This is a genomic window from Paraburkholderia sp. J8-2, assembly GCF_905220195.1.
GTDB lineage: Bacteria > Pseudomonadota > Gammaproteobacteria > Burkholderiales > Burkholderiaceae > Paraburkholderia.
Map to the genome: position 1 here is coordinate 300,273 of NZ_CAJMZA010000005.1, position 25,908 is coordinate 326,180.

At 65.3% G+C, this 25,908-nt stretch carries 21 protein-coding genes; 17 read left to right on the forward strand and 4 right to left on the reverse strand.

The window, feature by feature from the left end:
• Nucleotides 1–96 precede the first annotated feature (96 nt).
• Genes U5A52_RS14735 through U5A52_RS14745 form a run of 3 tightly spaced genes read left to right on the forward strand, consistent with a single transcriptional unit; the run spans nt 97 to nt 3,038 of the window.
• On the forward strand, nt 97–1,038 hold the full coding sequence (locus tag U5A52_RS14735; protein ID WP_321913916.1) for a sugar ABC transporter permease: 942 nt from the start codon (nt 97–99) through the stop codon (nt 1,036–1,038).
• Nucleotides 1,028–1,885 (forward strand): carbohydrate ABC transporter permease, encoded by an 858-nt coding sequence (locus tag U5A52_RS14740; protein ID WP_321913915.1) that lies wholly within the window; start codon nt 1,028–1,030, stop codon nt 1,883–1,885. Before U5A52_RS14735 ends, U5A52_RS14740 begins: the two co-directional genes overlap by 11 nt.
• A gap of 31 nt (nt 1,886–1,916) precedes the next feature.
• Nucleotides 1,917–3,038: a sn-glycerol-3-phosphate ABC transporter ATP-binding protein UgpC gene (locus U5A52_RS14745; protein WP_321913914.1), complete on the forward strand. Its 1,122-nt coding sequence runs from the start codon at nt 1,917–1,919 to the stop codon at nt 3,036–3,038.
• 99 nt (nt 3,039–3,137) lie between these two features.
• On the opposite strand, the gene U5A52_RS14750 is transcribed toward U5A52_RS14745, so the two are convergent.
• Nucleotides 3,138–3,914, reverse strand: coding sequence for a Smr/MutS family protein (locus tag U5A52_RS14750; RefSeq protein ID WP_321913913.1), 777 nt, complete (start codon nt 3,912–3,914; stop codon nt 3,138–3,140).
• Nucleotides 3,915–4,115: 201 nt separating this feature from the next.
• Complete coding sequence (gene trxB, locus U5A52_RS14755) at nt 4,116–5,111, reverse strand: thioredoxin-disulfide reductase (RefSeq protein WP_321935123.1); 996 nt, start codon at nt 5,109–5,111, stop codon at nt 4,116–4,118.
• A gap of 416 nt (nt 5,112–5,527) precedes the next feature.
• Between trxB and U5A52_RS14760 the strand changes: the two genes are divergently transcribed.
• On the forward strand, nt 5,528–7,849 hold the full coding sequence (locus tag U5A52_RS14760; protein ID WP_321913911.1) for a DNA translocase FtsK: 2,322 nt from the start codon (nt 5,528–5,530) through the stop codon (nt 7,847–7,849).
• 81 nt (nt 7,850–7,930) lie between these two features.
• Nucleotides 7,931–8,638, forward strand: coding sequence for an outer membrane lipoprotein chaperone LolA (gene lolA, locus U5A52_RS14765; RefSeq protein WP_321913910.1), 708 nt, complete (start codon nt 7,931–7,933; stop codon nt 8,636–8,638).
• A 71-nt stretch (nt 8,639–8,709) separates the two neighbouring features.
• Here lolA and U5A52_RS14770 read toward each other — a convergent pair whose 3' ends face one another.
• Nucleotides 8,710–9,780 carry an MBL fold metallo-hydrolase gene (locus U5A52_RS14770; protein ID WP_321913909.1) on the reverse strand — a complete coding sequence of 357 codons (1,071 nt, stop codon included), beginning with the start codon at nt 9,778–9,780 and terminating at the stop codon, nt 8,710–8,712.
• A gap of 125 nt (nt 9,781–9,905) precedes the next feature.
• Between U5A52_RS14770 and U5A52_RS14775 the strand changes: the two genes are divergently transcribed.
• The 10 genes from U5A52_RS14775 (at nt 9,906) to bioB (ending at nt 21,549) form a co-directional block, all read left to right on the forward strand.
• Nucleotides 9,906–10,337 (forward strand): MerR family DNA-binding transcriptional regulator, encoded by a 432-nt coding sequence (locus U5A52_RS14775; protein ID WP_321935124.1) that lies wholly within the window; start codon nt 9,906–9,908, stop codon nt 10,335–10,337.
• Nucleotides 10,338–10,368: 31 nt separating this feature from the next.
• Nucleotides 10,369–12,171 (forward strand): bifunctional isocitrate dehydrogenase kinase/phosphatase, encoded by a 1,803-nt coding sequence (gene aceK / locus U5A52_RS14780; RefSeq protein ID WP_321935172.1) that lies wholly within the window; start codon nt 10,369–10,371, stop codon nt 12,169–12,171.
• Between the two features lie 73 nt (nt 12,172–12,244).
• Entirely contained in the window at nt 12,245–13,441 is a 1,197-nt protein-coding gene (locus tag U5A52_RS14785; RefSeq protein WP_158758403.1) for an acetyl-CoA C-acetyltransferase, read from the forward strand.
• Nucleotides 13,442–13,527: 86 nt separating this feature from the next.
• A complete protein-coding gene (locus tag U5A52_RS14790) occupies nt 13,528–14,205 on the forward strand; it encodes an SDR family oxidoreductase (RefSeq protein WP_321913906.1) in 678 nt (225 codons plus the stop codon).
• Nucleotides 14,206–14,267: 62 nt separating this feature from the next.
• On the forward strand, nt 14,268–14,732 hold the full coding sequence (locus tag U5A52_RS14795; RefSeq protein ID WP_321913905.1) for a YchJ family protein: 465 nt from the start codon (nt 14,268–14,270) through the stop codon (nt 14,730–14,732).
• 567 nt (nt 14,733–15,299) lie between these two features.
• Nucleotides 15,300–16,682 (forward strand): dienelactone hydrolase family protein, encoded by a 1,383-nt coding sequence (locus U5A52_RS14800; protein WP_321935125.1) that lies wholly within the window; start codon nt 15,300–15,302, stop codon nt 16,680–16,682.
• Nucleotides 16,683–17,103: 421 nt separating this feature from the next.
• Nucleotides 17,104–18,492: an adenosylmethionine--8-amino-7-oxononanoate transaminase gene (bioA, locus tag U5A52_RS14805; RefSeq protein WP_321935126.1), complete on the forward strand. Its 1,389-nt coding sequence runs from the start codon at nt 17,104–17,106 to the stop codon at nt 18,490–18,492.
• A 1-nt stretch (nt 18,493) separates the two neighbouring features.
• Nucleotides 18,494–19,714, forward strand: coding sequence for an 8-amino-7-oxononanoate synthase (gene bioF / locus U5A52_RS14810; protein ID WP_321913902.1), 1,221 nt, complete (start codon nt 18,494–18,496; stop codon nt 19,712–19,714).
• Nucleotides 19,711–20,421: a dethiobiotin synthase gene (gene bioD, locus U5A52_RS14815; protein WP_321935127.1), complete on the forward strand. Its 711-nt coding sequence runs from the start codon at nt 19,711–19,713 to the stop codon at nt 20,419–20,421. Before bioF ends, bioD begins: the two co-directional genes overlap by 4 nt.
• A gap of 42 nt (nt 20,422–20,463) precedes the next feature.
• The gene (gene bioB / locus U5A52_RS14820) at nt 20,464–21,549 is read left to right on the forward strand and encodes a biotin synthase BioB (protein ID WP_321935128.1); all 1,086 of its coding nucleotides are present in this window, start codon (nt 20,464–20,466) and stop codon (nt 21,547–21,549) included.
• An 84-nt stretch (nt 21,550–21,633) separates the two neighbouring features.
• On the opposite strand, the gene cytX is transcribed toward bioB, so the two are convergent.
• Nucleotides 21,634–22,950, reverse strand: a complete 1,317-nt coding sequence (cytX, locus tag U5A52_RS14825; protein ID WP_321913899.1) for a putative hydroxymethylpyrimidine transporter CytX — start codon at nt 22,948–22,950, stop codon at nt 21,634–21,636.
• Nucleotides 22,951–23,185: 235 nt separating this feature from the next.
• Between cytX and U5A52_RS14830 the strand changes: the two genes are divergently transcribed.
• Both U5A52_RS14830 and serS read left to right on the forward strand, forming a co-directional pair.
• Complete coding sequence (locus U5A52_RS14830) at nt 23,186–24,517, forward strand: replication-associated recombination protein A (protein ID WP_233882442.1); 1,332 nt, start codon at nt 23,186–23,188, stop codon at nt 24,515–24,517.
• Between the two features lie 77 nt (nt 24,518–24,594).
• Nucleotides 24,595–25,887: a serine--tRNA ligase gene (serS, locus tag U5A52_RS14835; protein WP_321935129.1), complete on the forward strand. Its 1,293-nt coding sequence runs from the start codon at nt 24,595–24,597 to the stop codon at nt 25,885–25,887.
• Nucleotides 25,888–25,908: the final 21 nt, after the last annotated feature.

The following is a 25,908-nucleotide window of genomic DNA, read 5'->3' on the forward strand; positions in this document are numbered from 1 at the left end:
GTGCGCCACACGTGGCGCACCCCGGGCATGACGGTTCACCCTCTGAACCCCATCATCGTGCGGAAGATGTTTTCGCACCGTACCAGGAGTTGCGCAGTGACTGCTTCTCTTAGCGGCAACGGCAAGGCTGCTACGCCTGCTACCCGCCGCGCGTCGCCGATGGCGGCGCTCGCAGACCGCTGGATCCCGAAGCTGGTGCTTTCGCCCAGCATTCTGATCAGCCTTGTATTCGTCTACGGCTTTATCCTCATCACCGGCTACCTGTCGCTGTCGACTTCGCGACTGATGCCGCGCTATGACTTCGCGGGTCTCGACCGCTATCGCGAGCTGTTCTCCAACGACGTCTGGTGGACGTCGGCGCAGAACCTCGGATGGTTCGGCATCCCGTTCATCGCGATTTGCGTGGCACTCGGGCTGTTCCTCGCGATCCTGCTCGACCAGCAGATCCGTCAGGAAGGCGCGTTGCGCGCGGTGTTCCTCTATCCGATGGCGCTGTCGTACATCGTGACGGGCACGGCATGGCAATGGATTTTCAATCCGGACCTCGGCATTCAACAGGTGATGCACAGCATCGGCTGGACGAGCTTCCAGCTCGACTGGCTCAACAACCCGGACCGCGCCATCTTCTGTATCGTGGTCGCCGCCGTGTGGCAATCCACGGGCTTTTGCATGGCGTTGTTCCTCGCCGGCCTGCGCGGTGTCGATAGCGAAATCTTCAAGGCGGCCCAGGTGGACGGCGCGACGCTGCCCACGATCTACCGCAAGATCGTGATCCCCAGCATGCGTCCGGTGTTCTTCTCCGTGCTGCTGATCCTGTGCCACATCACGATCAAGACGTTCGACCTCGTTGTCGCGCTCACCGCGGGCGGTCCGGGTACGTCGTCGTCGCTGCCGGCCATCTTCATGTACACGTTTTCGTTCAACCGCGGGCAGCTCGGCGTCGGCGCAGCTTCGTCGATGATGATGCTCGCCACTGTCGTGGCCGTGCTCGTGCCGCTCATGTATCTGGAATCGAGGAGCACGCGCAATGCAGCCTAAGATGACTGTGAGCCGCGTGGTCGTGTACGCGGCGCTGATCCTGTTCGCGCTGTACTTCCTGTTCCCGCTCTACGTGATGCTGTCGACGTCGTTCAAGTCGCTCGACCAGATTCACACGGGCACCATGCTCTCGCTGCCCACGAGCCCGACCTTCGCGCCGTGGATCAAGGCGTGGAGCGAAGCGTGTACCGGCGTGCGTTGTGACGGCATGCAGCCGTTCTTCATGAACTCGGTGAAGATGGTGATTCCGGCTGTGCTGATCTCGTCGATCATCGGCGCGTTCAACGGCTACGTGCTCACGCACTGGCGCTTTCGCGGCGCGGACGCGCTCTTCACGATGCTGCTGGTGGGCTGCTTCATTCCGTTCCAGGCCATCCTGCTGCCGATGGCGCGTCTCGAAGGCTTCCTCGGCCTGTCGAACACGATCGGCGGTCTGGTGCTGGTGCACGTCGTGTACGGTATCGCGTTCACCACGATGTTCTTCCGCAACTTCTACGTGAGCGTGCCCGCTGAGCTCGTGAAGGCCGCGCGCATCGACGGCGCCGGTTTCTTCATGATCTTCACGCGCATCATGATGCCGATCTCGCTGCCCATTTTCATGGTGTGCCTGATCTGGCAATTCACGCAGATCTGGAATGACTTCCTGTTCGGTATCGTGTTCTCGGGTGTCGATTCGATGCCGATCACGGTGGCGCTGAACAATCTCGTGAACACGTCCACGGGCGTGAAGGAATACAACGTCGACATGGCCGGCGCGATCATCGCCGCGCTGCCCACGCTGCTCGTCTACGTCATCGCCGGCCGCTACTTTGTGCGCGGTCTCACGGCGGGCGCGGTGAAGGGCTAAGAAGCTCTATTCGATTAAAAGGATTCATAGCATGGCAAGCCTTTCCATTCGCGACGTCTACAAGACCTACCCGAACGGGGTCCCCGTCCTCAAGGGCGTGAACATCGACATCGAAGACGGCCAGTTCCTGATTCTGGTCGGCGGCTCGGGTTGCGGTAAGTCGACGCTGCTCAACATGATCGCGGGTCTCGAAACCGTGACCAAGGGCGAGATCTGCATGGACGGCAAGGTGGTGAACAACCTCTCGCCGAAAGATCGCGATATCGCAATGGTGTTCCAGTCGTACGCGCTCTATCCGTCGATGACGGTGCGCGAGAACATCTCGTTTGGTCTGAACATCCGCAAGGTGCCGAAGTCGGAACAGGCACAGATCGTCGACCGCGTGTCGAGCATGCTGCAGATCCAGCATCTGCTCGACCGCAAGCCGGGCCAGCTTTCGGGCGGCCAGCGCCAGCGCGTGGCGATGGGCCGCGCGCTCGCACGCGACCCGATCATGTTCCTGTTCGACGAACCGCTCTCGAACCTCGACGCCAAGCTGCGTATCGAGATGCGCTCGGAAATCAAGCTGCTGCATCAGCGCGTGGGCAAGACGATTGTCTATGTGACGCACGACCAGATCGAAGCGATGACGCTCGGCGACCGTATCGCGGTCATGAAGGACGGCATCGTGCAGCAGTTCGGCGCGCCGCAGGACATTTACGACTCGCCGTCGAACCTGTTCGTCGCGGGTTTCATCGGCGCACCGCCGATGAACTTCATCGAAGGCAAGCTGGTGGAGCAGGGCTCGGGCGTCGGCATCGAACTCGACACGGGCGTGGCGCGCAACGTGCTGAACCTGCCGCTGTTCGACGCGAACAAGCTGCGCAGCTACATCGGCCAGGAAGTGGTGCTGGGCCTGCGCCCTGAGCGCATCACCGACGCGCGCAGCTCGCACGACGGCCATGGCCACGAACTGCAGCGCCATTCGGTGAAGGTCGACGTGATCGAGCCGACCGGTCCGGACACGCTCGTGTTCGCGCAGGTCAACGGCAAGCGTATCGTGAGCCGCGTGCACCCGGGCTCGAACCCGCAGCCGCTCAACAGCATGGAGCTGCTGTTCGACGTTTCGAAGGCCGTGCTGTTCGACCCGAAGACGGAAGCGCGCATCGCCTGATCTTCGTTCGCCAGATAGTGCTGGCGCGATAAAAAACCCCGTTGCTGCTCACGCAGCCAACGGGGTTTTTTCATGTCGACACGCCGATAACGGGTTCGGTCAGGGCGCGTGATGATGATGCTGTCCGTGCCCGACCGGATGCGGCTGCAACAGCACGAGCACCGCACCCGCGCCGCCGTCGTGCGGCCGCGCCTGGCAGAACGCGATCACTTCTTCCTTCTGCACGAGCCACGCGCGCACCTTGCCCTTGAGCACCGGCTCCTTGCCGACCGACCCGAGGCCCTTGCCGTGGATCACGCGCACGCAGCGCAGCCCGCGCTTGCCTGCTTCGCGGATGAAGTTCTGCAGCGCCTCGCGCGCCTCTTCGCGGCGCATGCCGTGCAGGTCGAGCTGCGCCTGCACGATCCACGTGCCGCGCCGCAGCTTCTTGACGACTTCTTCGGTCACGCCGGGGCGGTGGTAGTACAGCGAGTCGTCGGTGTCGAGCAGCGCTTCCGGGTCGAATTCGTCGGAGATCGCTTCGTGCAGCACGGCCTGCTCGTCCAGGCGCGTTTGCAGCGGCAGCGGCACGGGGGCTTCGCGGCGCGGCTGCGCGCGAGCCGGCTGCTTGAGCGGCGCGATCTGGCCGATCTCGCGGCGAAAGAGGTCGCTGTCGGCGGCGGCTTCGACGCGCGCCGCCTGCGCGGCCACGCGTTCGCGCTCGCGCTGACGGGTTTGCACCTTAAGCGCGTCGCGCAGGCTGCCGAGGCCGGCGAAGCCGGAAGCCGCCTTGCCGGGCACGCCGTCGTCCGCTGCGGGGGCAGGCGTGGGCGCCGGCGTAGGGCGTACGGAGGCGGGGCGCTTGGGCTCGCCCGGATGGGGCACGTTCTTGGGCATGGCGAAAGACGCTGGGTAAATCGGCTGGGTGAATCGTTGGCTGCGCGCGAACCGTCGCAAAAGCAAAGGGCCGCCGGCTGGCTGGCCGCGGCCCTCGTTGCTGCTGCGCCGCCGGGCTTCAGACCGCTATTTTAGCGGCGTGGCGCCCCGCGCGTTTGCGTACCGCCCGATCGAAGTGTCGGGCGGCACACCGTTCGCTGATTAGCGTTCGGCTTCGGCGCTCATCACATGCGCCTGGCCCAGCTCGTTCACGGTCTCGAGGTAGCGCTGCGCGTCGAGTGCGGCCATACAGCCCGTACCCGCGCTCGTGATCGCCTGGCGGTAGACGTGATCCTGCACGTCGCCGGCCGCGAACACGCCCGGCACGCTCGTGCCGGTGGCGTTGCCGTTCAGGCCGCCGTTCGTGATGATGTAGCCGTTCTTCATCTCGAGCTGGCCTTCGAAGATGTCCGTGTTCGGCTTGTGGCCGATCGCGACGAACAGACCCTGCAGATCGAGATCGGTCGATTCGCCCGTCTTCACGTTCTTGATGCGCAGGCCGTTCACGCCGCCTTCGTTGCCCTTCACTTCGTCGAGCACGTGATCCCATTTGATGTCGACCACGCCTTCCTTTTCCTTTTCCAGCAGGCGGTCGATCAGGATCGGCTCGGCGCGGAACTTGTCGCGGCGGTGAATGACCGTGACCTTCTTCGCAATGCCGGAGAGGTACAGCGCTTCTTCAACGGCCGTGTTGCCGCCGCCGATCACGGCGACGTGCTGGTTGCGGTAGAAGAAGCCGTCGCAGGTCGCGCAGGCCGAGACGCCGCGGCCCATGTACAGCTCTTCGCTCGGCAGGCCGAGGTATTGCGCCGACGCGCCGGTCGCGATGATGAGCGAGTCGCAGGTGTACTCGGCCGAGTCGCCGATCAGGCGGATGGGCTTTTCATTGAGCTTGGCCGTGTGGATGTGATCGAACACGATTTCCGTGTTGAAGCGCTCGGCGTGCTCGAGAAAACGCTGCATCAGCTCGGGGCCTTGCACGCCGTTCGGGTCTGCGGGCCAGTTTTCGACGTCGGTCGTCGTCATGAGCTGGCCGCCTTGGGCGAGGCCGGTGACGAGCAGCGGCGAAAGGTTCGCGCGCGCCGCATAGACGGCTGCCGTGTAGCCGGCGGGGCCGGACCCGAGAATCAGAACTTTGGCGTGTTTGGTTGCAGACATGATCGAATTCCGTAGAAAGACGCTGCGTGGCGCGATATATCGGGCGGCCGGCACAGGTGCGGCCGGCCTGGGCGCGCCCGGCGTTGTGGCGGGGCTCACGCATGTAGTTGGGCATCAGCCCGCAATTATAAAGGCGGGGGAAGACGGCCGCTCGATGAAGCTTACTGATCGCAGCGATAGCCTGGGTGCTGTCGCGGCGCGCGCAGGGCGGCGGATCGCCGCATCTGGCGCAGCCTGACGCCGCCCCCACACCGTTGTCAGTTACCGTCATTTACAGCGTGGGGCCGCCGGGGCCGAAACAACGCGTTTACAATAGGCCGGATCGGACGACGGCGGCCGCGCCCGTCTGCCCGGGGTTTCGGGCACACGGAAGCACTGGCGGACCGCAAACGCATCAAGAATCAGCCCAGGATTCAATGGCCAAAGCTCCTTATTCCGCGCAGGCGCAGGCATTGCCTCACCGCATGTCGCGCCTTTTCACCGAAATTCGCTGGATCCTGCAGGTCGCGCTAGGCGTGTTCCTGCTGATGGCGCTCATCAGCTACAGCCGCCACGACCCGAGCTGGACGCACGCGGCCCAGGTCGACCACATCTCGAACTGGGCGGGACGCGTCGGCGCGCGCGTCTCGGACATCCTGCTGCTGCTGTTCGGCCTGTCCGCCTACTGGTGGATCGTGCTGCTCGCGCGCCTCATCTCGGCGAACTATCAGCGCATCACGCGCAACGAGGCGATTGCCGACGATGACGACGACAAGCCGCGCGACATCAGCTGGGTCGCCGAAGCCTTGTCGTTCGTGCTCGTCATGCTGTCGAGCTGCGGCATCGAGGCGCTGCGCATGTGGTCGCTCAAGGTGCAATTGCCTCAGGCGCCCGGCGGCGTGGTGGGCGGGGCGGTGGCGCGCGGCGTTTCGCACGCGCTCGGCTTCACGGGGGGCACGCTCGCGCTGTTGCTCGCGCTCGCGATCGGCCTTTCGCTCTATTTCCGCTTTTCGTGGCTTTCGGTTGCCGAAAAAGTCGGCGAATCCATCATCAACGCCGTGACCATGGCCAGACTGCGCCGCGAGGCGGGCCGCGACCGCAAGCTCGGCGAAGCGGCGGCCGTGAAGCGCGAAGGCAAGGTCGAGCGCGGCCGCGTGAAGATCGAGGAACACGAGCCGGTCACGATCGTGCCGCCGGTGGTCACGCCGCAGCGCTCCGAGCGCGTGGAAAAAGAGCGCCAGGTGCCGCTCTTCAAGGACCTGCCGGGCGACTCCACGCTGCCGGCGATCTCGCTGCTCGACCCGGCTGCGGCCACCCAGGAAACCATCTCCGACGACACGCTCGAATTCACCTCGCGCCTGATCGAGAAGAAGCTCAAGGACTTTGGCGTGGACGTGGCCGTGGTGGCCGCGTATCCGGGCCCGGTCGTCACGCGCTACGAGATCGAACCGGCCACGGGCGTGAAGGGCAGCCAGATCGTGAACCTCGCGAAGGACCTTGCGCGTTCGCTCTCGCTCGTCTCGATCCGCGTGGTGGAAACGATTCCGGGCAAGAATTTCATGGCGCTGGAGTTGCCGAACCAGCGCCGCCAGACCGTGCGCCTTTCCGAGATTCTCGGCTCGGCGGTCTATGCCGACGCGCCTTCGGCGCTCACCATGGGCCTTGGCAAGGACATCGGCGGCAAGCCGGTTTGCGCCGATCTCGCGAAGATGCCCCACTTGCTCGTGGCCGGCACGACCGGCTCGGGCAAGTCGGTGGGGATCAACGCGATGATCCTCTCGCTGCTGTATAAGGCGAGCGCCGAGCAGGTCCGCATGATCCTCATCGACCCGAAGATGCTCGAAATGAGCGTCTATGAGGGCATTCCGCATCTGCTCTGCCCGGTCGTGACCGACATGCGCCAGGCCGGCAACGCGCTGAACTGGACCGTGGCCGAGATGGAGCGCCGCTACAAGCTCATGAGCAAGCTTGGCGTGCGCAATCTCGCGGGCTACAACAACAAGATCGAAGAGGCGAACAAGCGCGAGGAGAAGATCCCGAACCCGTTCAGCCTCACGCCGGACGATCCGGAGCCGTGCCAGAAGCTGCCGCATATCGTGGTCGTGATCGACGAACTCGCCGACCTCATGATGGTGGTCGGCAAGAAGGTCGAAGAGCTGATCGCGCGTATCGCGCAGAAGGCGCGTGCGGCGGGCATTCACCTGATTCTCGCGACGCAGCGCCCGTCGGTGGACGTGATTACGGGTCTCATCAAGGCCAACGTGCCCACGCGTATGGCGTTCCAGGTGTCGTCGAAGATCGACTCGCGCACGATTCTCGACCAGATGGGCGCCGAGTCGCTGCTCGGCATGGGCGACATGCTCTACCTGCCGCCGGGCTCGGGCATGCCCGTGCGCGTGCATGGCGCGTTCGTCTCCGACGACGAGGTGCACCGCGTCGTCGAGAAGCTCAAGGAGCAGGGCGAGCCGAACTATATCGAGGGCATCCTCGAAGGCGCGGTGGGAGGTGAGGGCGACGAGGGTACGGCTGCGGGAACCAGCGGCACCGGCGACGAGTCCGATCCGCTGTACGATCAGGCCGTCGAAGTGGTCATCAAGAATCGCCGCGCGTCGATCTCGCTCGTGCAGCGGCACTTGCGCATCGGCTACAACCGCGCGGCGCGGCTGCTCGAACAGATGGAGCAATCCGGGCTCGTTTCGGCGATGTCGTCGAGCGGCAACCGCGAGATCCTCGTGCCCAACCGCGGCGACGCCGACTAGGCCACGCCGCGCCTGGCCGCCGCTTTGCCAACCTTTCCGGCATTTCCGGCGGCCAAAGACACACCTCTTGGAGAACGATAGATGCAGTATCCGGCTGGACTTCCGACCCGCTTTGCGCGCACCGCGCGCCGCATGCTGTTCCTTGCGCTTGGCGCGTCGGTCCTGATGGTCTCGCAGGCGTATGCGAGCGGCACCGATCAACTGAAGCAGTTCGTCTCGCAGGTCCACTCCGCGCGCGGCAGCTTCGTGCAGCGCGAACTGAAGGCGCCTTCGGGTGCGAAGAACGCCAGCGACGCCATTGCCACGGCCACGCTGAACGCCAAGACGTCGAGCGGCACATTCGTGTTCGCGCGGCCCGGCAAGTTCATCTGGTCGTACGAGAAGCCGTATCAGCAGCTGCTGCAGTCGGACGGCGACAACCTCTACGTCTACGACAAGGACCTGAACCAGGTGACCGAGCGCAAGCTCGGCGGCGCGCTCGGCGCGAGCCCGGCGGCGATCCTGTTCGGCAGCAACGATCTCGACAAGAACTTCACGCTCTCGGATGCGGGCGTGAAGAACGGCATCGACTGGCTGGAGCTGATTCCGAAGTCGAAGGACACGCAGTTCAAGAGTGTGGGCATCGGCTTTCGCGACGGCAACCTCGAAGCCATGGAACTGCACGATGTGTTCGGCAACGTGACGCTGCTCACGTTCTCCAACATCGAAAAGAACCCGTCGCTGCCGGCTTCGACCTTCAAGTTCGTGCGGCCGCAAGGCGCCGATCTGATCACGGGCGGCTCGAACTAACGCGCATCGCGCCACGTAAAAACGGGCGGCTCCTTACGGGCCGCCCGTTTTTGTTTGTGTGCGCCAGGTAATCAGGCGGCGAACCGGATCACCCCGTCCGCGCCGGTCGAGCGCGTGACTTTGCCCGCGAGCCACAGCAAGTTCAGGTGCGCGAGCGCTTCGCCCATGGCGAAGGTCATCTGGTGGATGTCGAGCTCGCGCTTGAACATCATCGGCACGATGTCGGCGGCGCTTTGCGGCGCTCGCTCGCAGGCTTCCATCACTTCGGCAAGGCGGGCGTCATGGTGCGCGCGTAGTTGCGCGATACGTGTGCGCACGCCCCTGAACGGCTTGCCGTGCGAGGGCAGCACGAGCGTGTTTTCGGGCAGCGTTTCGTAGCGGCCGAGCGATTCGAGGTACAGGCCGAGCGGATTGCCTTCCGGCTCCATGTCGAACACGGAGACATTGGTCGAGATGCGCGGCAGCACCATGTCGCCGGAGATCAGCACGCCGGTTTCCTCGCAAAAAAGGGCGCAGTGCTCGGGCGAATGGCCGTAGCCCGTGATGACGCGCCAGCCGCGCCCGCCGATCGCCACCGTATCGGCTTCGCGCAGGCGGCGATACTGTGTGGGCAGCGCGGGAACGAGGCTGCCGTAATAGCCGCGGCGGTTGCGCAGCTTGTCGAGCGACGCTTCGTCCGTGAGGCCGTGGCGCGCGAAATGGCGCGCCGCGCCTTCGCCGCCCGCGTTCGAGCCGTCGCCGGCGGCCATCACGCGGGCCTGCATGTATTCGCCGAGCGTGGCCCACAGGCGCACGTCCCAGCGTGCCTTGTCGCCGCCCGCGCAAATCCAGTGAGCAAGGCCGATATGGTCGGGATGGCAATGCGTGACGAGCACGCGCAGCACCGGCAGGCCTTCCAGCTGGTTCTCGAACACCGCTTCCCAGCGTTCCTTGATGGTGTCGTTGGTGATGCCGCAGTCCACCACGGTCCAGCCTTGCTGGCCGTCGATCTCGTCGCGCAGCAGCCACAGGTTGATGTGGTCGAGCGCGAACGGCAGCGGCATGCGCAGCCATTTCACGCCGGGCGCGACGTCGAAGGCAAGGCCAGGCTCCGGCAGGGTGTCGGCGTAGGGATAGTCGAGTTGGTGTTCGAGGGCGTTCATTGTGGGTGTCTTCTCCTGTCTCGCCGGTTGCGCAACCGCGTACTTGACGATAACGTAAACGTCGATTCTATCGTTCCTCGCGCTGTCGTGCAGACCACAGCCGGGCCAGCCGCCTTCCGCACATCATGACGACCCAGTACACGATTACCGAACTTGCCCGGGAATTCGACGTAACGCCGCGCGCGATCCGCTTCTACGAGGACCAGGGCCTCCTTGCGCCGAGCCGCGAAGGCGCGGGGGGGCTGAAGCGCGTCTTTTCGGGGCGCGATCGCACGAGGCTGAAGCTGACGCTGCGCGGCAAGCGGCTCGGCTTCACGCTTTCGGAAATCCGCACGCTGCTCGACCTCTACGAGTCGCCGACCGACACGCTCCCGCAGCTCCAGGCGTTCCTCGACACGGTGGTCCATCACCGCGAGATACTCGAGCGCCAGCGCGCGGACCTCGACGCGACGCTCGAAGACCTCGCGCAGTACGAAGCCCAGGCGCGCGCGCTGCTCGACCGGAATGCGGCGCACGAGAGCGCGGCGCATGAAAGCGGCGCTCCCGCGAAAACCTGACGCCCGCGCTTGCGAAACGGGCATGGCCGCCATGAAACACTTTCCGAAACTGCTCTCTTCGCAGATCGGCTTCGATGTCGCGCAGACCATGCTCGACGGCTTCAACCGTCACTACCGCAACTTCTGCGACGCGGCCGTGCGGGCGCGCACGCTCTTCGAAGCCGCCGACTGGCATGCGCTGCAGCAACTCGCGCGCGAGCGTATCGCTTCGTATGACGAGCGCGTGAAGGAGTGCGTCGTCGTGCTCGAAGACGAATACGGTGCCGAGAGCATCGACGGCGAAGTCTGGCAGCAGATCAAACTGCACTACATCGGCCTCCTTACGACGCACCGGCAGCCCGAATGCGCGGAGACGTTCTTCAACTCTGTGTGCTGCAAGATCCTGCACCGCTCGTACTTCAACAACGATTTCATCTTCGTGCGGCCTGCCATCTCGACGGAATACATCGAGAACGACGAACCTGCCGCGAAGCCCACCTACCGTGCGTACTATCCGGGCAAGGACGGCCTCGCAGCGACGCTCGAGCGCATCGTCACGAACTTCCAGCTGGAAACGCCCTTCGAAGACCTCGGGCGCGACGTCGACTGCATCATGCAGACCATGCTCGACACCTTCGGCGTGGTCGAGCCCAAGCCGAACTTCCAGATTCACGTGCTTTCGTCGCTGTTTTTCCGGCACAAAGGCGCGTATATCGTCGGGCGCATCATCAACGGCGATCTGCTTGCGCCGTTCGTCGTGCCGGTGCGTCACGTGGAGGCGGGCAAGCTCGCGTTGGACACGGTGCTGCTGCGCCTCGAGCAACTGCTCATCCTCTTCAGCTTTTCGCACTCGTATTTTCTGGTGGACATGAAAGTGCCGTCCGCCTACGTGGAGTTTCTGCGCACCATCATGCCGCGCAAGGCCAAGGGCGAGATCTACACGTCGCTCGGGTTGCAGAAGCAGGGCAAGAACCTGTTCTATCGCGACTTGCTGCACCACCTCAGGCATTCGAGCGACCGGTTCATCATCGCGCCCGGCATACGCGGCATGGTGATGATCGTGTTCACGCTGCCTTCGTTTCCGTACGTGTTCAAGGTCATCAAGGACAGCTTTCCCGCGCCCAAGGAAACCACGCGCGAGCAGGTGGTGCAGAAGTATCAGCTCGTGAAGCGCCACGATCGCCTTGGGCGGCTTGCCGACACGCTCGAATATTCGAGCGTTGCGCTACCTGTTGCGCGCCTTGACGAAGCGCTCGTGCGCGAACTGGAAACGCTTGCGCCGTCGATGATCGAGTACGAGGGCGACAACCTCGTCATCCGCCATGTCTACATCGAGCGGCGCATGGTGCCGCTCAATCTCTATCTGCAGAACGGCAGCGACGCCGAAGTCGAGCACGGCATTCGCGAATACGGCAATGCGATTAAAGACCTGCTGCGCGCGAACATCTTTCCGGGCGACATGCTCTACAAGAATTTCGGCGTGACGCGCAACGGCCGCGTGGTGTTCTACGACTACGACGAGATCGAATATCTCACCGATTGCAACGTGCGCGCCGTGCCGCCGCCGCGTAATGAGGAGGACGAATTATCGGGCGAGACATGGTATCCGGTCGGCCCTCGCGATATTTTTCCCGAGACGTACGGCACCTTCCTGCTCGGCGACCCGCGCGTGAAGCGCGCATTTCTTGCGCATCACGCAGATTTCTTCGAGCCCGCGCTCTGGCAGGAGAGCCGCGCGAAGCTCATCGCGGGCGAGGTGCCGGACTGCTTTCCCTACGACGCATCGATACGGTTTAGCGTGCGTTACCCCGAACGATTCACGCGTGACGACGCGCCGGTGGTGCGCGTCGCTTGAGCGCGGCTAACGAGTCAAAACGGAATCACAAGGATTCACAAGGATTCAAGCGGATTCATCAAGGAGCAGAAACATGAGTGAGACACAAAAGCAGGACGCCATCGTGATCGTTTCGGCGGCGCGTACGCCGATGGCGGGTTTTCAGGGCGATTTCGCATCGCTCACCGCGCCGCAGCTCGGCGCGGCAGCGATCGCGGCGGCGGTCGAGCGCGCGGGCCTGAAGCCTGAGCAGGTCGACGAGGTCGTGATGGGCTGCGTGCTGCCCGCAGGGCAGGGCCAGGCGCCCGCGCGCCAGGCGGCGCTCGGCGCGGGGCTCCCGCTTGCCGCCGGTGCGACGACCGTCAACAAGATGTGCGGCTCCGGCATGCGTGCGGCGATGTTCGCGCATGACATGCTGCTGGCAGGCTCGGCCGATGTGATCGTCGCGGGCGGCATGGAGAGCATGTCGAACGCCCCTTACCTGTTGCCAAAGGCGCGCGCCGGCATGCGCATGGGCCACGGCCAGGTGCTCGATCACATGTTCCTCGACGGTCTCGAAGACGCCTATGACAAGGGCCGCCTGATGGGCACGTTCGCGGAAGAATGCGCGGGCGAGTTCGACTTTTCACGCGAGCGCCAGGACGCGTTCGCGATCGAGTCGCTCAAGCGCGCGAAGCGTGCGAACGAGGACGGTTCGTTCGCGTGGGAAATCGCGCCGGTGAAGGTCGCCTCGCGTGCGGGTGAAACGACCATCGAGCGCGACGAGCAGCCGTTCAAGGCCAACCTCGACAAGATCCCGACGCTCAAGCCCGCGTTCAGCAAGACCGGCACGGTGACGGCGGCGAACTCGTCGTCGATCTCGGACGGTGCGGCGGCGCTCGTGATGATGCGGGAATCGACGGCGAAGCAGCTCGGCCTCACGCCGCTCGCACGCGTGACGGGCCATTCCACCTTCGCGCAACAGCCCGCGAAGTTCACGACCGCGCCGGTGGGCGCGATCACGAAACTGTTCGAGAAGACCGGCTGGAAAGCGAGCGACGTCGATCTCTACGAGATCAACGAGGCTTTCGCCGTGGTCACGATGGCTGCGATGAAGGAGCACGATCTGCCGCACGAGAAGGTCAATGTGAACGGCGGCGCGTGTGCGCTCGGTCATCCGATCGGCGCGTCGGGGGCACGCATTCTCGTGACGCTGATCGGCGCGTTGCGCGCCCGCGGCGGCAAACGCGGCGTGGCGACGCTGTGCATCGGCGGCGGAGAAGCCACGGCGATGGGCGTCGAACTGCTGTAGGCTAGCGCCAGGTGAAGCGCGCCGCGTCGAGAGCGGCGAGGCGGCGCGCTGCAGCGTTTCAATGCACGGACAAAAAAGGTGACGAGATGAAAACAGCGTTGATCGTGGGCGCGTCGCGAGGCCTGGGTCTCGAGTTCGCGCGGCAGTATGCGAAGGCCGGCTGGCGCGTGCTGGCCACGGCGCGCGGGCCCGAAGCGCTCGAAGCCTTGCGCGCAATCGGCGCGCAGACCTTCCAGCTCGACATCGCGCGGCCCGAGGAAATCGAAGCGCTCGGCTTGAAGCTCGACGGCGTGCGGCTCGACGTGGCGCTCGTCGTCTCGGGCGTTTATGGCCCGCGCACCGAAGGTGTGGAAACCATCACGGCCGAAGACTTCGAATATGTGATGAACACCAACGTGCGCGGCCCGATGCAACTGATTCCGATCCTGCTGCCGCTCGTCGACGAGGCCCACGGTGTGCTCGCCGTGCTGTCGAGCCGCATGGGCAGTATTGCGGAGACCACGGGCACGACGGGCTGGCTCTATCGCGCGAGCAAGGCCGCGCTCAACGACGTGCTGAAGATCACCTCGCTGCAAACGCGCCGCGCCACCTGCGTCGCGCTTCATCCGGGCTGGGTGCGCACCGACATGGGTGGCGCGCACGCGGCGATCGACCCGGAGGCGAGCGTCGCCGGCATGCGCGAGGTGGTGGCCGAGGCGGCCGCTGCGCGCGACGTCTTCAATGGCCGCTTCTTCCAGTACGACGGCACGGAACTCGACTGGTAAGCCTGGTAAAGCGCCGCTTGTCTGCGCTACGCTTGCGGGTTCTCGCAACGGAGCCCTGACTCATGAACGCTGAAACCGCCCGCGGTACCGGGAAAACCACCCGCCCCGCAGATTGTCCCTGCGGCGGCGCTGCGCCCAACCAGAAGCCGGGCGCGAGGGCGCCGCGCTTCGCGCAGTGCTGTGGCCGCTTCATCGACGACGCTGCGGTGCCCGCCACGGCGCTCGAATTGATGCGCTCGCGCTACACGGCGTATGCACTGGGCGACGAAGCGTACTTGCGCTCGACGTGGGCGAGCGAGACCTGCCCCGCCGATCTCGACGTGGACCCCGCGGCCGTTGGCGCCCCGCGCTGGCTCGGACTTGCCGTCAAGCGCCACGAACAACGCGACGACACGCATGCGATCGTCGAATTTGTCGCGCGCTACAAGACGGGCGGCCGCGCGTTCCGGCTGCACGAAACAAGCCGCTTCACGCGCGGCGAGGACGGCCGCTGGCGTTACGTTGACGGCGAAGTTTCATCAAGCTAACGAATAACTGACTGCCGCCGTAATTTGCCGGCGCGAGTTCCCACCCCGGTTCGCCGTCATGGCGCCGGAAATAATGCCTTTGCAAACAAGCGCTTACTGAGCAATCGCGCGGCTGTTGTCCGCGCGCGACGCTCGCCTCCCGGACCTTTTTAAAAATTCCCGCGTTCGCGACTGATCGAAAGCCGCGTGTGCGCCATGCTTCATAGGGCCGCGCGCGGTTGGCATGCCTTATGCCGGGTTACCCCTGAATTGCACAACAAATATTTGTCGTGCGAGTATCTAATCACGGTGCCCTGCACAATACGTAAGTGCATAGTGAAAAAACCTTTTTCACGCATGCATGTATTGACTGCAAATGGGTGCTGGCGGCGGGTCTGATCGACGATAGAACTGCGCCGCGCAGGTGTTCTGATCGATGCAATCCCACGTGACGGGTCACACGCCCGCTCCTGGTCTCGCGACCATGAGCAACGGTGTCTCGTTGTGCCCTGAAACGGGCGAAGCACGGGTAATGATCGGACGGTTGGCGGATTCACAGCAGCAGGTCTTTTGCAGGTGGTGTAGCGCATGGCGTTCAGGAAGCTCCTTACCGGATGGGTCGTAGCCGGCACCGCGTGTGTGCTTTCGGTTGCGCACGCAGCGTCGCTTTCCGATCCGGCAAATGCGAGCGCGAACCCGCAACTCGCCGCCAACACTTCCGCAGCGCATTCTGCCAGTCTCGCGGGCGGTCCCCTCGGCAGCGCCAACGTGCCGCGTATTGCGCTCGACGACGCGTATCTGCCCGTCGTGCCCGCCAGCATGAACGAGCAGGTGATCCGCGTTCCCGTCGACGCCTCCGGCGACGTCACGCTCGAAACCACGATCTATCGCCCGAACGGCCCCGGCCCGTTCCCGATGGTGATCTTCAACCACGGCAAGATTCCCGGCGACCCGCACCTCCAGGCGCGCAGCGACCCGCTTTCGTTCGCGCGCGAATTCGTGCGCCGCGGCTATGTCGTCGTCGCGCCGAACCGCCAGGGCTTCGCGGATTCGGGCGGCTCGTATCAGCAGGACGGTTGCGATGTTGCGAGCAACGGCCTCGGCCAGGCGGCCGACGTCGCTTCGACGATCGCCTACATGTCGAAGCAACCCTACGTGGACGCAACCCAGATCATCGTCGCGGGCACCTCGCACGGGGGCCTCGCCACGATGGCCTATGGCACCGAGGCGGCGAGCGGCGTGCGCGCGCTCATCAACTTCTCGGGCGGTCTGCGCCAGGACGCCTGCACGGGCTGGCAAAACAACCTGACCCAGGCGTTCGGCGACTACGGCGGCAAGGCTCGCGTGGCCTCGCTCTGGCTCTACGGCGACAACGACTCGGTCTGGTCGCCCGATCTCGTCACAAAGATGTTCGCCGCTTACCGCGACGCGCAAACGGGTGAGGACCACCCGGCCGCGACGGCGAAGCTCGTGGACTTCGGCGCGTACAAGAACGATGCGCATCGCCTCGTGGGCGATCGCGATGGTGTGAAGATCTGGTGGCCCACGGTCGAGGCGTTCCTCGCCAACCGTGGCCTGCCGACGGCGGTGCAGTACCGCGTGGCCACACAGGCTGCCCCCCGCGGCACCGGCTTCGCGCAGATCGACTCGGTCGGCGCGGTGCCGTTCGTCGATCAGGCTGGCCGCGACGGCTATCGCAACTTCCTCAAGCAGTATCCGAGCCGCGCATTCGCGGTGTCCGACTCCGGCGCATGGTCGTGGGCCGAAGGCGGCGACAATCCGATGGCCGTGGCGATCTCGAACTGCGAAAAGCACAGCTCCGATCCGTGCCGTCTGTACGCCGTGAACAATACGGTGGTCTGGAACAACGGCGGCACGCAGACCGCTCAGAACGGCGACAGCGACACGACGCGCGCCACGGCGGACAACGACAACGCCGACGAGAGCGACCACGCACTGGCGAGCCGCTAAGCGTTGGCATCCGGCTGCTGCCGGGTTCAAATTCCGATCACTGCAGTACAGCGCGGCCCCAATGCGGGCCGCTTTGCTTTTCATTCCCCTCAAGCCATTTCCTCGCACGCAATCCCATCGCGGCGCGCCATATCGTCTGACCTTCGCACACCTGCGTACTTACCACGCGCGCCAAAAATATCCGTTACGCCGTCCCGCGTTCTGCAATTTCGCACCGCGGCGCAGATTTTTTTGCATAAGGCGGGTTCACTTTGCCGTCGTCATCTCCGCGCATTTCTGGTCTTTGTTTTTCATCGGTCACGAGTTGTCCAGAACGGCTCGAAACGCCGTGCCGTCGGGCGTTCGAGGGCAATTTCAGGGGTAGTGCATTGCGGCAGCGAACACGTTAATCTCGGTCCCGCTGTCGTATCGGGAGTCGTATTTGAATTCGCAATCGCACACTGCGCACCCCGCGCACCTTGCCCGCGAAGACCGCGGCGCGACCGACTGGGTCGCTCGCAGCCTGCGCGCCGTGTGGCACCCCTGCACCCAGATGAAACATCACGAGCGCCTGCCGCTCGTGGCCGTCGCGCGGGGCGAGGGCCCGTGGCTTCATGACCGCGAAGGCCGTCGCTATCTGGACGCGATCAGTTCGTGGTGGGTGAACCTCTTTGGCCACGCCAATCCTGCGATCAATGCCGCGCTCAAGGCGCAGCTCGACACGCTCGAGCACGTCATGCTCGCGGGCTGCACGCACGAGCCCGCCGTGGAGCTTGCCGAGCGTCTTTCGGCGCGCACGGGCGGCGTGCTCGGCCATGCGTTCTTCGCGTCCGATGGCGCGTCGGCCGTCGAAATCGCGCTCAAGATGAGCTTCCACTCGTGGCGCAACCGCGGCGAGAGCGACAAGCGCGAATTCGTCTGTCTTGCCAATAGCTACCACGGCGAAACCATCGGTGCGCTCGGCGTGACCGATGTGAAGCTCTTCAGGGATGCTTACGATCCGCTGCTGCATCATGCGCATGTGGTCGCTTCACCCGACGCGCGCGTGGCGCACTCCGGCGAAACGGCGGCGGATGTCGCGGCGCGCGCACTGGCCGATGTCGAGCGTCTTTTCATCGAGCGCGAAGGCCGCATCGCCGCGCTGATCGTCGAGCCGCTCGTGCAATGCGCGGCCGGCATGGCGATGCACGATCCCGCGTATCTCAAGGGCCTGCGTGCACTATGCGACCGTCACCGCGTGCACCTGATCGCAGACGAAATCGCCGTGGGCTGCGGGCGTACCGGCACTTTCTTCGCGTGCGAGCAGGCCGACATCTGGCCCGATCTGCTGACGCTTTCGAAGGGCATTAGCGGCGGGTATCTGCCACTTTCGATCGTGCTGTCGCGCGACGCCGTCTACGCGTCGTTCTACGACGACGACACCACGCGCGGTTTCCTCCATTCGCACTCGTACACGGGCAATCCGCTCGCGTGTCGTGCCGCGCTCGCCACGCTCGACCTGTTCGAGCGCGACGACGTGCTCGTTGCGAACGCGCGCAAATCGGCACAACTGCGCGCGCTGTTCGAGCCGTTCGCCGCGCACCCGCTCGTGCGCAACCTGCGCCAGTGCGGCACGATCCTCGCGTTCGACGTAGCGCTCGCCGACCCGCAGCGCGCAGCGACGTTCTCGCGCCGCTTCTTCGAAAATGCGCTGCAGCGCGAACTGCTGCTGCGCCCGATCGGCACGACGGTTTATGTCATGCCGCCATATATTCTGGACAACGAAATGCAGGCGTTCCTCGCAACACGCACGCGCGAGACCTTCGACGCCACCGTCGCGGAGGACCTCTGATATGGCGCATCACAATCTGTTGCTCGAAACCCTCGAACAGGGCTTGCGCGACATCGACGCGCGCGGCCTGCGCCGCCGCCGGCGCACCGCCGACACGCCGTGCAGCGCACACATGCAGGTGGACGGCCGCGCGACTATCGGCTTTGCCAGCAACGACTATCTCGGTCTTGCCGCGCATCCTCAACTGGCCGCGGCCATCGCCGAAGGCGCGCAGCGCTACGGCGCGGGTAGTGGCGGCTCGCATCTGCTGGGCGGCCACTCGCGCGCGCATGCGCAACTCGAAGACGATCTCGCAGCATTCGCAGGTACCTTCGTCGATGCACCGCGCGCGTTGTACTTCAGCACCGGCTACATGGCGAATCTGGCCGTGCTCACGGCGCTCGCGGGCCGCGGCACGACGATCTTCTCCGACGCGCTCAACCACGCCTCGCTGATCGACGGCGCACGGCTCTCGCGCGCCGATGTCCAGATCTATCCTCATGCCGATATGGCAGCGCTTGCTTCGATGCTCGAAAGCTCGGACGCGAGCGCGAAAGTGATCGTGAGCGACACGGTGTTCAGCATGGACGGCGATATCGCGCCGCTCGCGCGCCTCGTCGAACTCGCGGAAAAACATGGCGCCTGGCTCGTGGTCGACGACGCGCATGGCTTCGGTGTGCTCGGCCCGCAGGGCCGCGGCGCGCCGGCGCAAGCCGCGCTGCGTTCGGAACATCTCGTGATGGTCGGTACGCTCGGCAAGGCGGCCGGCGTTTCGGGCGCGTTCATCTGCGCGCACGGCACCGTGATCGAATGGCTCGTGCAGCGCGCGCGTCCGTATATCTTCACGACAGCTTCGTCGCCGGCGGTGGCGCATGCGGTGTCCGCGAGCCTGCGTCTGATCGGGGGCGAGGAGGGCGATGCGCGCCGCGCGCATCTCAAGCATTTGATTGGCCGCACGCGTTCGCTCCTGCAGGAAACCTGCTGGCAGCCCGTCGATTCGCATACCGCCGTGCAGCCGCTCGTCATCGGCGCCAACGAAGCGACGCTCTCGCTGCAGGCCAAGCTCGAGGGCGACGGCCTGTGGGTGCCGGCCATCCGTCCGCCCACCGTGCCCGAGGGCACGTCGCGCCTGCGTATTTCGCTCTCCGCGGCACATTCGGATGCGGACCTCGACCGGCTGAACGCATCGCTGCAACGCGCGAGCCTCGAAGCACGCGCAAACGCGCAGGAGTTCGCGCAATGACGGTTTCGCTTTTCGTCACCGGCACCGATACCGAGATCGGCAAGACCTTCGTGAGCGCCGCGCTCTTGCGCGGCTTCGCCCACGCGGGGCTGCGCGCGACCGCGCTCAAGCCGATCGCCGCGGGCGCGTACGAGCGCGACGGCGTCTGGCACAACGAGGACGCCGATCAGCTCGACGCCGCCGCGAGCGTGCTGCTGCCGCCGGAGATGCGCACGCCGTTCCTGCTCAAGGAGCCCGCCGCGCCGCATATCGCCGCTGCGCTCGAAGGGGTGACGCTCGACATGGCGCGTATCGTCGATGCTTACCGCGCGGCTCGCGAGCGCGCGGATGCCATCGTCGTGGAAGGCGTGGGCGGCTTTCGCGTGCCGCTCACGGCGACCGAAGACACCGCCGATCTCGCCGTCGCGCTCGGTCTGCCCGTGGTGCTCGTGGTGGGCATGCGCCTTGGCTGCATCAGCCACGCGCTGCTTACGGCCGAAGCGATTGCCGCGCGCGGATTGAAGCTCGCGGGCTGGGTCGCGAACCGGATCGACCCGGCCATGACGTTCCCCGAAGAAAACATCGACGCGCTGCGCGAGCGTCTCGCCGCCCGGTACGGCGCGCCGCTCGTCGGTGTTGTGCCGCATATGCGCGGCGCGAGCGCCGATGACGCAGCAGAACATCTGAACATCGACGCGTTGCTAGCGCGCTTGCGCGCCGACGCTTGACGCACATTCAAGCACAGTCACGTAAAGAAGGACCACGACACCATGACGCAAACCCACATCGACATTACTTCGCTGAAGGCGACCGCGCCGAGCGCCCACGCCGCCGCTGAAGCCGCCGCGCGCTGGAAGGTCGCCGACGTCGCCGCGCTCTACGAGCTGCCGTTCAACGACCTGATGTTCCGCGCGCAGCAGGTGCATCGCGAGCATTTCGACGCGAACGCCGTGCAGCTTTCTACGCTCCTCTCGATCAAGACCGGCGGCTGCGAGGAAGATTGCGCGTACTGCCCGCAGTCGTCGCACTACGAAACCGAACTCGAAGCCGGCAAGCTCATGGCCGTGGACGCTGTGCTGGAAGCCGCGCGTGCGGCCAAGTCCAACGGCGCGACGCGCTTTTGCATGGGCGCGGCGTGGCGCAATCCGAAGGATCGCCATCTGGAGCCGATCAAGGACATGATTCGCGGCGTGAAGGCGATGGGTCTGGAAACCTGCGTGACGCTCGGCATGCTCGAAGATCACCAGGCGAAGGAACTTGCCGATGCGGGCCTCGACTACTACAACCACAACCTCGATACGTCGCCGGAGTACTACGGCAAGATCATCACGACGCGCACTTACGAGGACCGTCTGGAGACGCTCGAACGCGTGCGCGACGCGGGCATCAACGTGTGCTGCGGCGGCATTGTCGGCATGGGCGAGTCGCGCCGCGAGCGCGCGGGCCTGATCGCGCAGCTTGCGAACATGGAGCCGTACCCGGAGTCGGTGCCCATCAACAATCTCGTGCAGGTCTCGGGCACGCCGCTCGAAGGGACCGATCCGATTGACCCGTTCGAGTTCGTGCGCACGATCGCCGTGGCGCGCATCACGATGCCCAAGGCGATGGTGCGCCTCTCGGCGGGCCGCGAGCAGATGGACGACGCGCTCCAGGCGCTGTGCTTCATGGCCGGCGCGAACTCGATTTTCTACGGCGACCAGCTGCTCACCACGAGCAATCCGCAAGCGGAAGCCGACCGCAAGCTGCTGCAGCGTCTGGGCATCACGGCGCAGGCCGCGCAGCACCTGCCCGCTGACGACCACGAACGTCACGGTCATCACGACCATTCGCACGGCGGCTGCGGCCACTGCGAGTAACACCGCGCAAGTTGCCGGAAGCAAAAACGCCACGCTGCGAAGCGTGGCGTTTTTCATTGCGTGGGGGACGCGGAGTACGGCGCCTTAAGCGTAGGCCGCGCGCCGGCGCCCCGCGAGCACGAGATAGCACAGTGCGCCGATCACGAGCGACGGCAGCGTCGCGCCGAGGTTCGGCAGCCACTGGTTGAGCGCCTGATACGCGCCGAAACCGACCGCCCAGGCAACGAACGCGCTCACGTGCCAGCCGCCCGAATAGCCATACACGCCGTTCAGGTCGGCGAGCGCCTGCGGATCGATACGGCGACGGCGCACGATGAAGTGATCGGCAAGCACCACGCCAAAGAGCGGCGCGAACACCGAGCCGATGAAGAGCAGGAAGTTCTCGTATTTCGCCATCGGCACGACGAGGCCGATCAGCGTGCACAGCGCGCCGAAGGCTGCCGAGAGCCAGGGCACGCTGGCGCGCGTCCAGAACGTGCCGGTCGAGACGGCGGCCGAGTGGATATCGGCGAACGCATTGTCGATTTCGTCGATCAGTACGAGCAGCAGCGCGAAGCCGCCGCCGGCCTGCGCGAGCGCCGTGGTGAGGAGCGCGTCGCCGCCGCCCGCAGCCAGCCCGTACACGGCGCCGAGCGCATAGAACCAGAGGTTCGCGATGCCATAGCCGAACAGCGTGCCGCGGAAGGTTTCGCCCGCTTTGCGGCCAAAACGCGTGTAGTCGGCGATGAGCGGCAGCCACGAGAGCGGCATCGCCACCACGAGGTCGATGGCGCTGCCAAACGGCATTTCGCCCGTGCCGGGGCGGCGCATCAGCGCGCCAAGGTCCTGCTTGACGAGCAGGCTCCACGTGAGCCACGCCGCGCCCGCGAGCAGCAGCCAGATGCCCCACGTGCGCAGGAAGCGCCGCACGAACGAGAGCGGGCCGCTCACGGCGAGCAGCGTAGCGAGCACGCCGAAGATCACGGTCCAGACGAGCGGCATCGACAGGCCGAAGGCCTGTTTGGCGAGCGCATCGGCGGAATCGCGCATCACGATGATCTCGAACGAGCCCCAGCCCACGAGCTGCACCATGTTGATGACGGCCGGCACCGACACGCCACGAACGCCGAGCGTCGGGCGCAGCGACGCCATGGCGGCAAGGCCCGTATCCGTGCCGATCACGCCCGCGAGCGCGAGCAGCACGACGCCGATCACGCTGCCGATGGCGATGGCCACCAGCGCGTGCGGCAGCGACAGGCCCGGCACGAGCAGTGCGCCCGCCTGCGCGACCAGCAGGCCGATGCCGAGCGAAAACCACAGCGCGAAGGCGTCGCCGGTGCGGAACTGCCGGCGCGCGTCGGGTACGGGCACGTTCGGCGCGTAGGTGGAGCCGGCCTCGCCGGCGTGCGAATCTTGAGTCATGTGGAACGCTTTCCTCTGTGTCGTGTGTTTTGTCTGTTTTATCCGGGCTCGTCAGCATGAGCGGCTCGGCCCGCGCTTCGCGCCGCGGCACTCGCTGTCATAATGCACGACTGCATCCGGTGCGGCAGGCCGTTTTGTAGTGTCGGACGTTGTGTCCCCGAATCTGCGGCTGACCAGGCAACCTGGGCAGCTCACGCTCGGCCAGCCGGAAAGCCGTCATTATCGCGAAAACGTCATGTTTGAAGAAACCCGTGCCAACGTCCCGCTCGCCGAACGGCTGCGTCCGCGCTCCATCGACGAGGTTATCGGCCAGAAGCATCTGCTCGGGCCCAACAAGCCGCTGCGCGTCGCGTTCGAGTCCGGCGAAGCGCATTCGATGATCCTCTGGGGGCCGCCGGGCGTGGGCAAGACCACGCTCGCGCGCCTCATGGCCGATGCGTTCCACGCCGAATTCATCGCGCTCTCCGCCGTGCTCTCGGGCGTGAAGGACATCCGCGAGGCCGTGGAGCAGGCGCAGCTGCATCGTGCGCGTGGCCACCAGACGCTCGTGTTCGTCGACGAGGTGCATCGCTTCAACAAGAGCCAGCAAGACGCCTTTCTGCCCCATGTGGAGTCGGGCCTCTTTGTGTTCATCGGCGCGACGACGGAAAACCCGTCGTTCGAAGTGAACAGCGCGTTGCTCTCGCGCGCGGCCGTGTACGTGCTCAAGAGCCTCGACGAGGAGGAGCAGGGTGAACTGCTTGCGCGCGCGAGCGAGGAGCTGGGCGGCCTGACTTTCACCGACGAGGCGAAAAAGGCGCTGATCGGTTCCGCTGACGGCGATGGCCGCAAGCTCCTGAACAACCTCGAAATCGTCGCGCGCGCGGCCGCGCAGCAAAAGAAGACCGAGATCGACGGCGAGCTGCTCGGCAGCGCGCTGGCCGAAAACCTGCGCCGCTTCGACAAGGGCGGCGACGCGTTCTACGACCAGATCAGCGCATTGCACAAGTCGGTGCGCGGCAGCAACCCGGACGGCGCGCTCTACTGGTTCTGCCGCATGCTGGATGGCGGCGCCGATCCGCGTTATCTCGCGCGGCGCATCGTGCGCATGGCGTGGGAGGACATCGGGCTCGCCGACCCGCGCGCCGGGCGTATCACGCTCGACGCCGCCGAGACCTACGAGCGTCTGGGCTCGCCCGAAGGCGAGCTCGCGCTCGCGCAGGCCGTGATCTATCTGGCCGTCGCGCCGAAGTCGAACGCGGGCTACAACGCCTATAACGAGGCGCGGCGCTTCGTGAGCAAGGACCAGTCGCGCGCGGTGCCCATCCATCTGCGCAACGCGCCGACCAAGCTCATGAAGGAACTGGGCTACGGCCACGAATATCGCTATGCGCACGACGAGCCCGACGCCTACGCGGCCGGCGAGACTTACCTGCCCGACGGCATGCGCGAGCCGCGCTGGTATCAGCCCACGCCGCGCGGGCTCGAAGGCAAGATCGGCGAAAAGCTCGCGCGCCTCGCCGACCTCGACGCGCAATGGCGCGACGAGCATCGCGACGAAATCCGCGAAAGGAAGCGCAAAGGCTGATGCCAGTCCCGCCGGGATGCCCCGGCCGGTGCGCTAAAATCGTCCCTTCACACAACGAAACTGCGTCTCACAATCCCATGCTCGACATCCAGCTGCTGCGCAAAGACCTCGACGGCGTCGCGAAGCGCCTCGCCGACCGCGGCTACACCCTCGACGTCGCCGCCTTCTCCGCGCTCGAAGCGGAACGCCGCGCCATCCAGACCCGCACCGAAGAGCTCCAGGCACGCCGCAACAGCCTGTCGAAGCAGATCGGCGCGATGAAAGGCCGCGGCGAGGACACCTCGGCGGTCATGGCCGAAGTGGGCGGCATCGGCGACGAGATGAAGACGTCGGCAGCCAAGCTCGACGAGATCCAGTCGAAGCTCTCGGACCTGCTGCTCGGCGTGCCGAACCTGCCGCACGAGAGCGTGCCCGCAGGCAAGGACGAGGCCGACAACGTGGAAGTGCGCCGCTGGGGCACGCCGCGCGCGTTCGACTTCGAGGTGAAGGATCACGTGGATGTCGGCACGCCGCTGGGCCTCGACTTCGAGACGGGCGCGAAACTCTCTGGCGCGCGTTTCACGATGCTGCGCGGCCAGATCGCGCGCCTGCATCGTGCGCTGGCGCAGTTCATGATCGACACGCACACGCTCGAGCACGGCTATACGGAAACGTACACGCCGTACATCGTCAACCCGGAGATCCTGTACGGCACGGGCCAGCTGCCCAAGTTCGCCGACGACATGTTCCGCGTGGAAAAGGGCGGCGGCGAGAACACCGTCACGCAGTACCTCATTTCGACTTCGGAAATCTCGCTCACGAACACGGTGCGCGAGAGCATCGTGGAAGGCAGCGCGCTGCCGATCAAGCTCACGGCGCACTCGCCGTGCTTCCGCTCGGAAGCCGGTTCGTATGGCCGCGACACGCGCGGCATGATCCGTCAGCACCAGTTCGACAAGGTCGAAATGGTGCAGATCGTTGCGCCTGAAACGTCGTACGACGCGCTCGAGCAGATGGTCGTTCACGCGGAAGCCATCCTGCGCAAGCTCGGCCTGCCGTATCGCGTCATCACGCTGTGCACGGGCGATATGGGCTTCTCGGCTTCCAAGACCTACGACCTCGAAGTGTGGCTGCCGGCGCAAAACACGTATCGCGAAATTTCGAGCTGCTCGAATACGGAAGCTTTCCAGGCGCGCCGCATGCAGGCGCGTTACCGCAACGCGCAGGGCAAACCCGAACTCGTGCATACGCTCAACGGCTCGGGCCTCGCCGTGGGCCGCACGCTCGTTGCCGTGCTGGAGAACTATCAGGAAGCGGATGGCTCGGTCACCGTGCCGGAAGCGCTGCGGCCGTATATGGGCGGCGTGGCGCGCCTTGCAATGAGCGCCTGAGGCACTGCTTCGCGAACAGAA

Coding starts and splice junctions, on each gene's coding strand:
- U5A52_RS14740 (WP_321913915.1), top strand. CDS start 1,028: ATGCAGCCTAAGATGACTGTGAGCCGCGTGGTCGTGTACGCGGCGCTG.
- U5A52_RS14745 (WP_321913914.1), top strand. CDS start 1,917: ATGGCAAGCCTTTCCATTCGCGACGTCTACAAGACCTACCCGAACGGG.
- U5A52_RS14750 (WP_321913913.1), bottom strand. CDS start 3,914: ATGCCCAAGAACGTGCCCCATCCGGGCGAGCCCAAGCGCCCCGCCTCC.
- trxB (WP_321935123.1), bottom strand. CDS start 5,111: ATGTCTGCAACCAAACACGCCAAAGTTCTGATTCTCGGGTCCGGCCCC.
- U5A52_RS14760 (WP_321913911.1), top strand. CDS start 5,528: ATGGCCAAAGCTCCTTATTCCGCGCAGGCGCAGGCATTGCCTCACCGC.
- lolA (WP_321913910.1), top strand. CDS start 7,931: ATGCAGTATCCGGCTGGACTTCCGACCCGCTTTGCGCGCACCGCGCGC.
- U5A52_RS14770 (WP_321913909.1), bottom strand. CDS start 9,780: ATGAACGCCCTCGAACACCAACTCGACTATCCCTACGCCGACACCCTG.
- U5A52_RS14775 (WP_321935124.1), top strand. CDS start 9,906: ATGACGACCCAGTACACGATTACCGAACTTGCCCGGGAATTCGACGTA.
- aceK (WP_321935172.1), top strand. CDS start 10,369: ATGAAACACTTTCCGAAACTGCTCTCTTCGCAGATCGGCTTCGATGTC.
- U5A52_RS14785 (WP_158758403.1), top strand. CDS start 12,245: ATGAGTGAGACACAAAAGCAGGACGCCATCGTGATCGTTTCGGCGGCG.
- U5A52_RS14790 (WP_321913906.1), top strand. CDS start 13,528: ATGAAAACAGCGTTGATCGTGGGCGCGTCGCGAGGCCTGGGTCTCGAG.
- U5A52_RS14795 (WP_321913905.1), top strand. CDS start 14,268: ATGAACGCTGAAACCGCCCGCGGTACCGGGAAAACCACCCGCCCCGCA.
- U5A52_RS14800 (WP_321935125.1), top strand. CDS start 15,300: ATGGCGTTCAGGAAGCTCCTTACCGGATGGGTCGTAGCCGGCACCGCG.
- bioF (WP_321913902.1), top strand. CDS start 18,494: ATGGCGCATCACAATCTGTTGCTCGAAACCCTCGAACAGGGCTTGCGC.
- bioD (WP_321935127.1), top strand. CDS start 19,711: ATGACGGTTTCGCTTTTCGTCACCGGCACCGATACCGAGATCGGCAAG.
- bioB (WP_321935128.1), top strand. CDS start 20,464: ATGACGCAAACCCACATCGACATTACTTCGCTGAAGGCGACCGCGCCG.
- cytX (WP_321913899.1), bottom strand. CDS start 22,950: ATGACTCAAGATTCGCACGCCGGCGAGGCCGGCTCCACCTACGCGCCG.
- U5A52_RS14830 (WP_233882442.1), top strand. CDS start 23,186: ATGTTTGAAGAAACCCGTGCCAACGTCCCGCTCGCCGAACGGCTGCGT.
- serS (WP_321935129.1), top strand. CDS start 24,595: ATGCTCGACATCCAGCTGCTGCGCAAAGACCTCGACGGCGTCGCGAAG.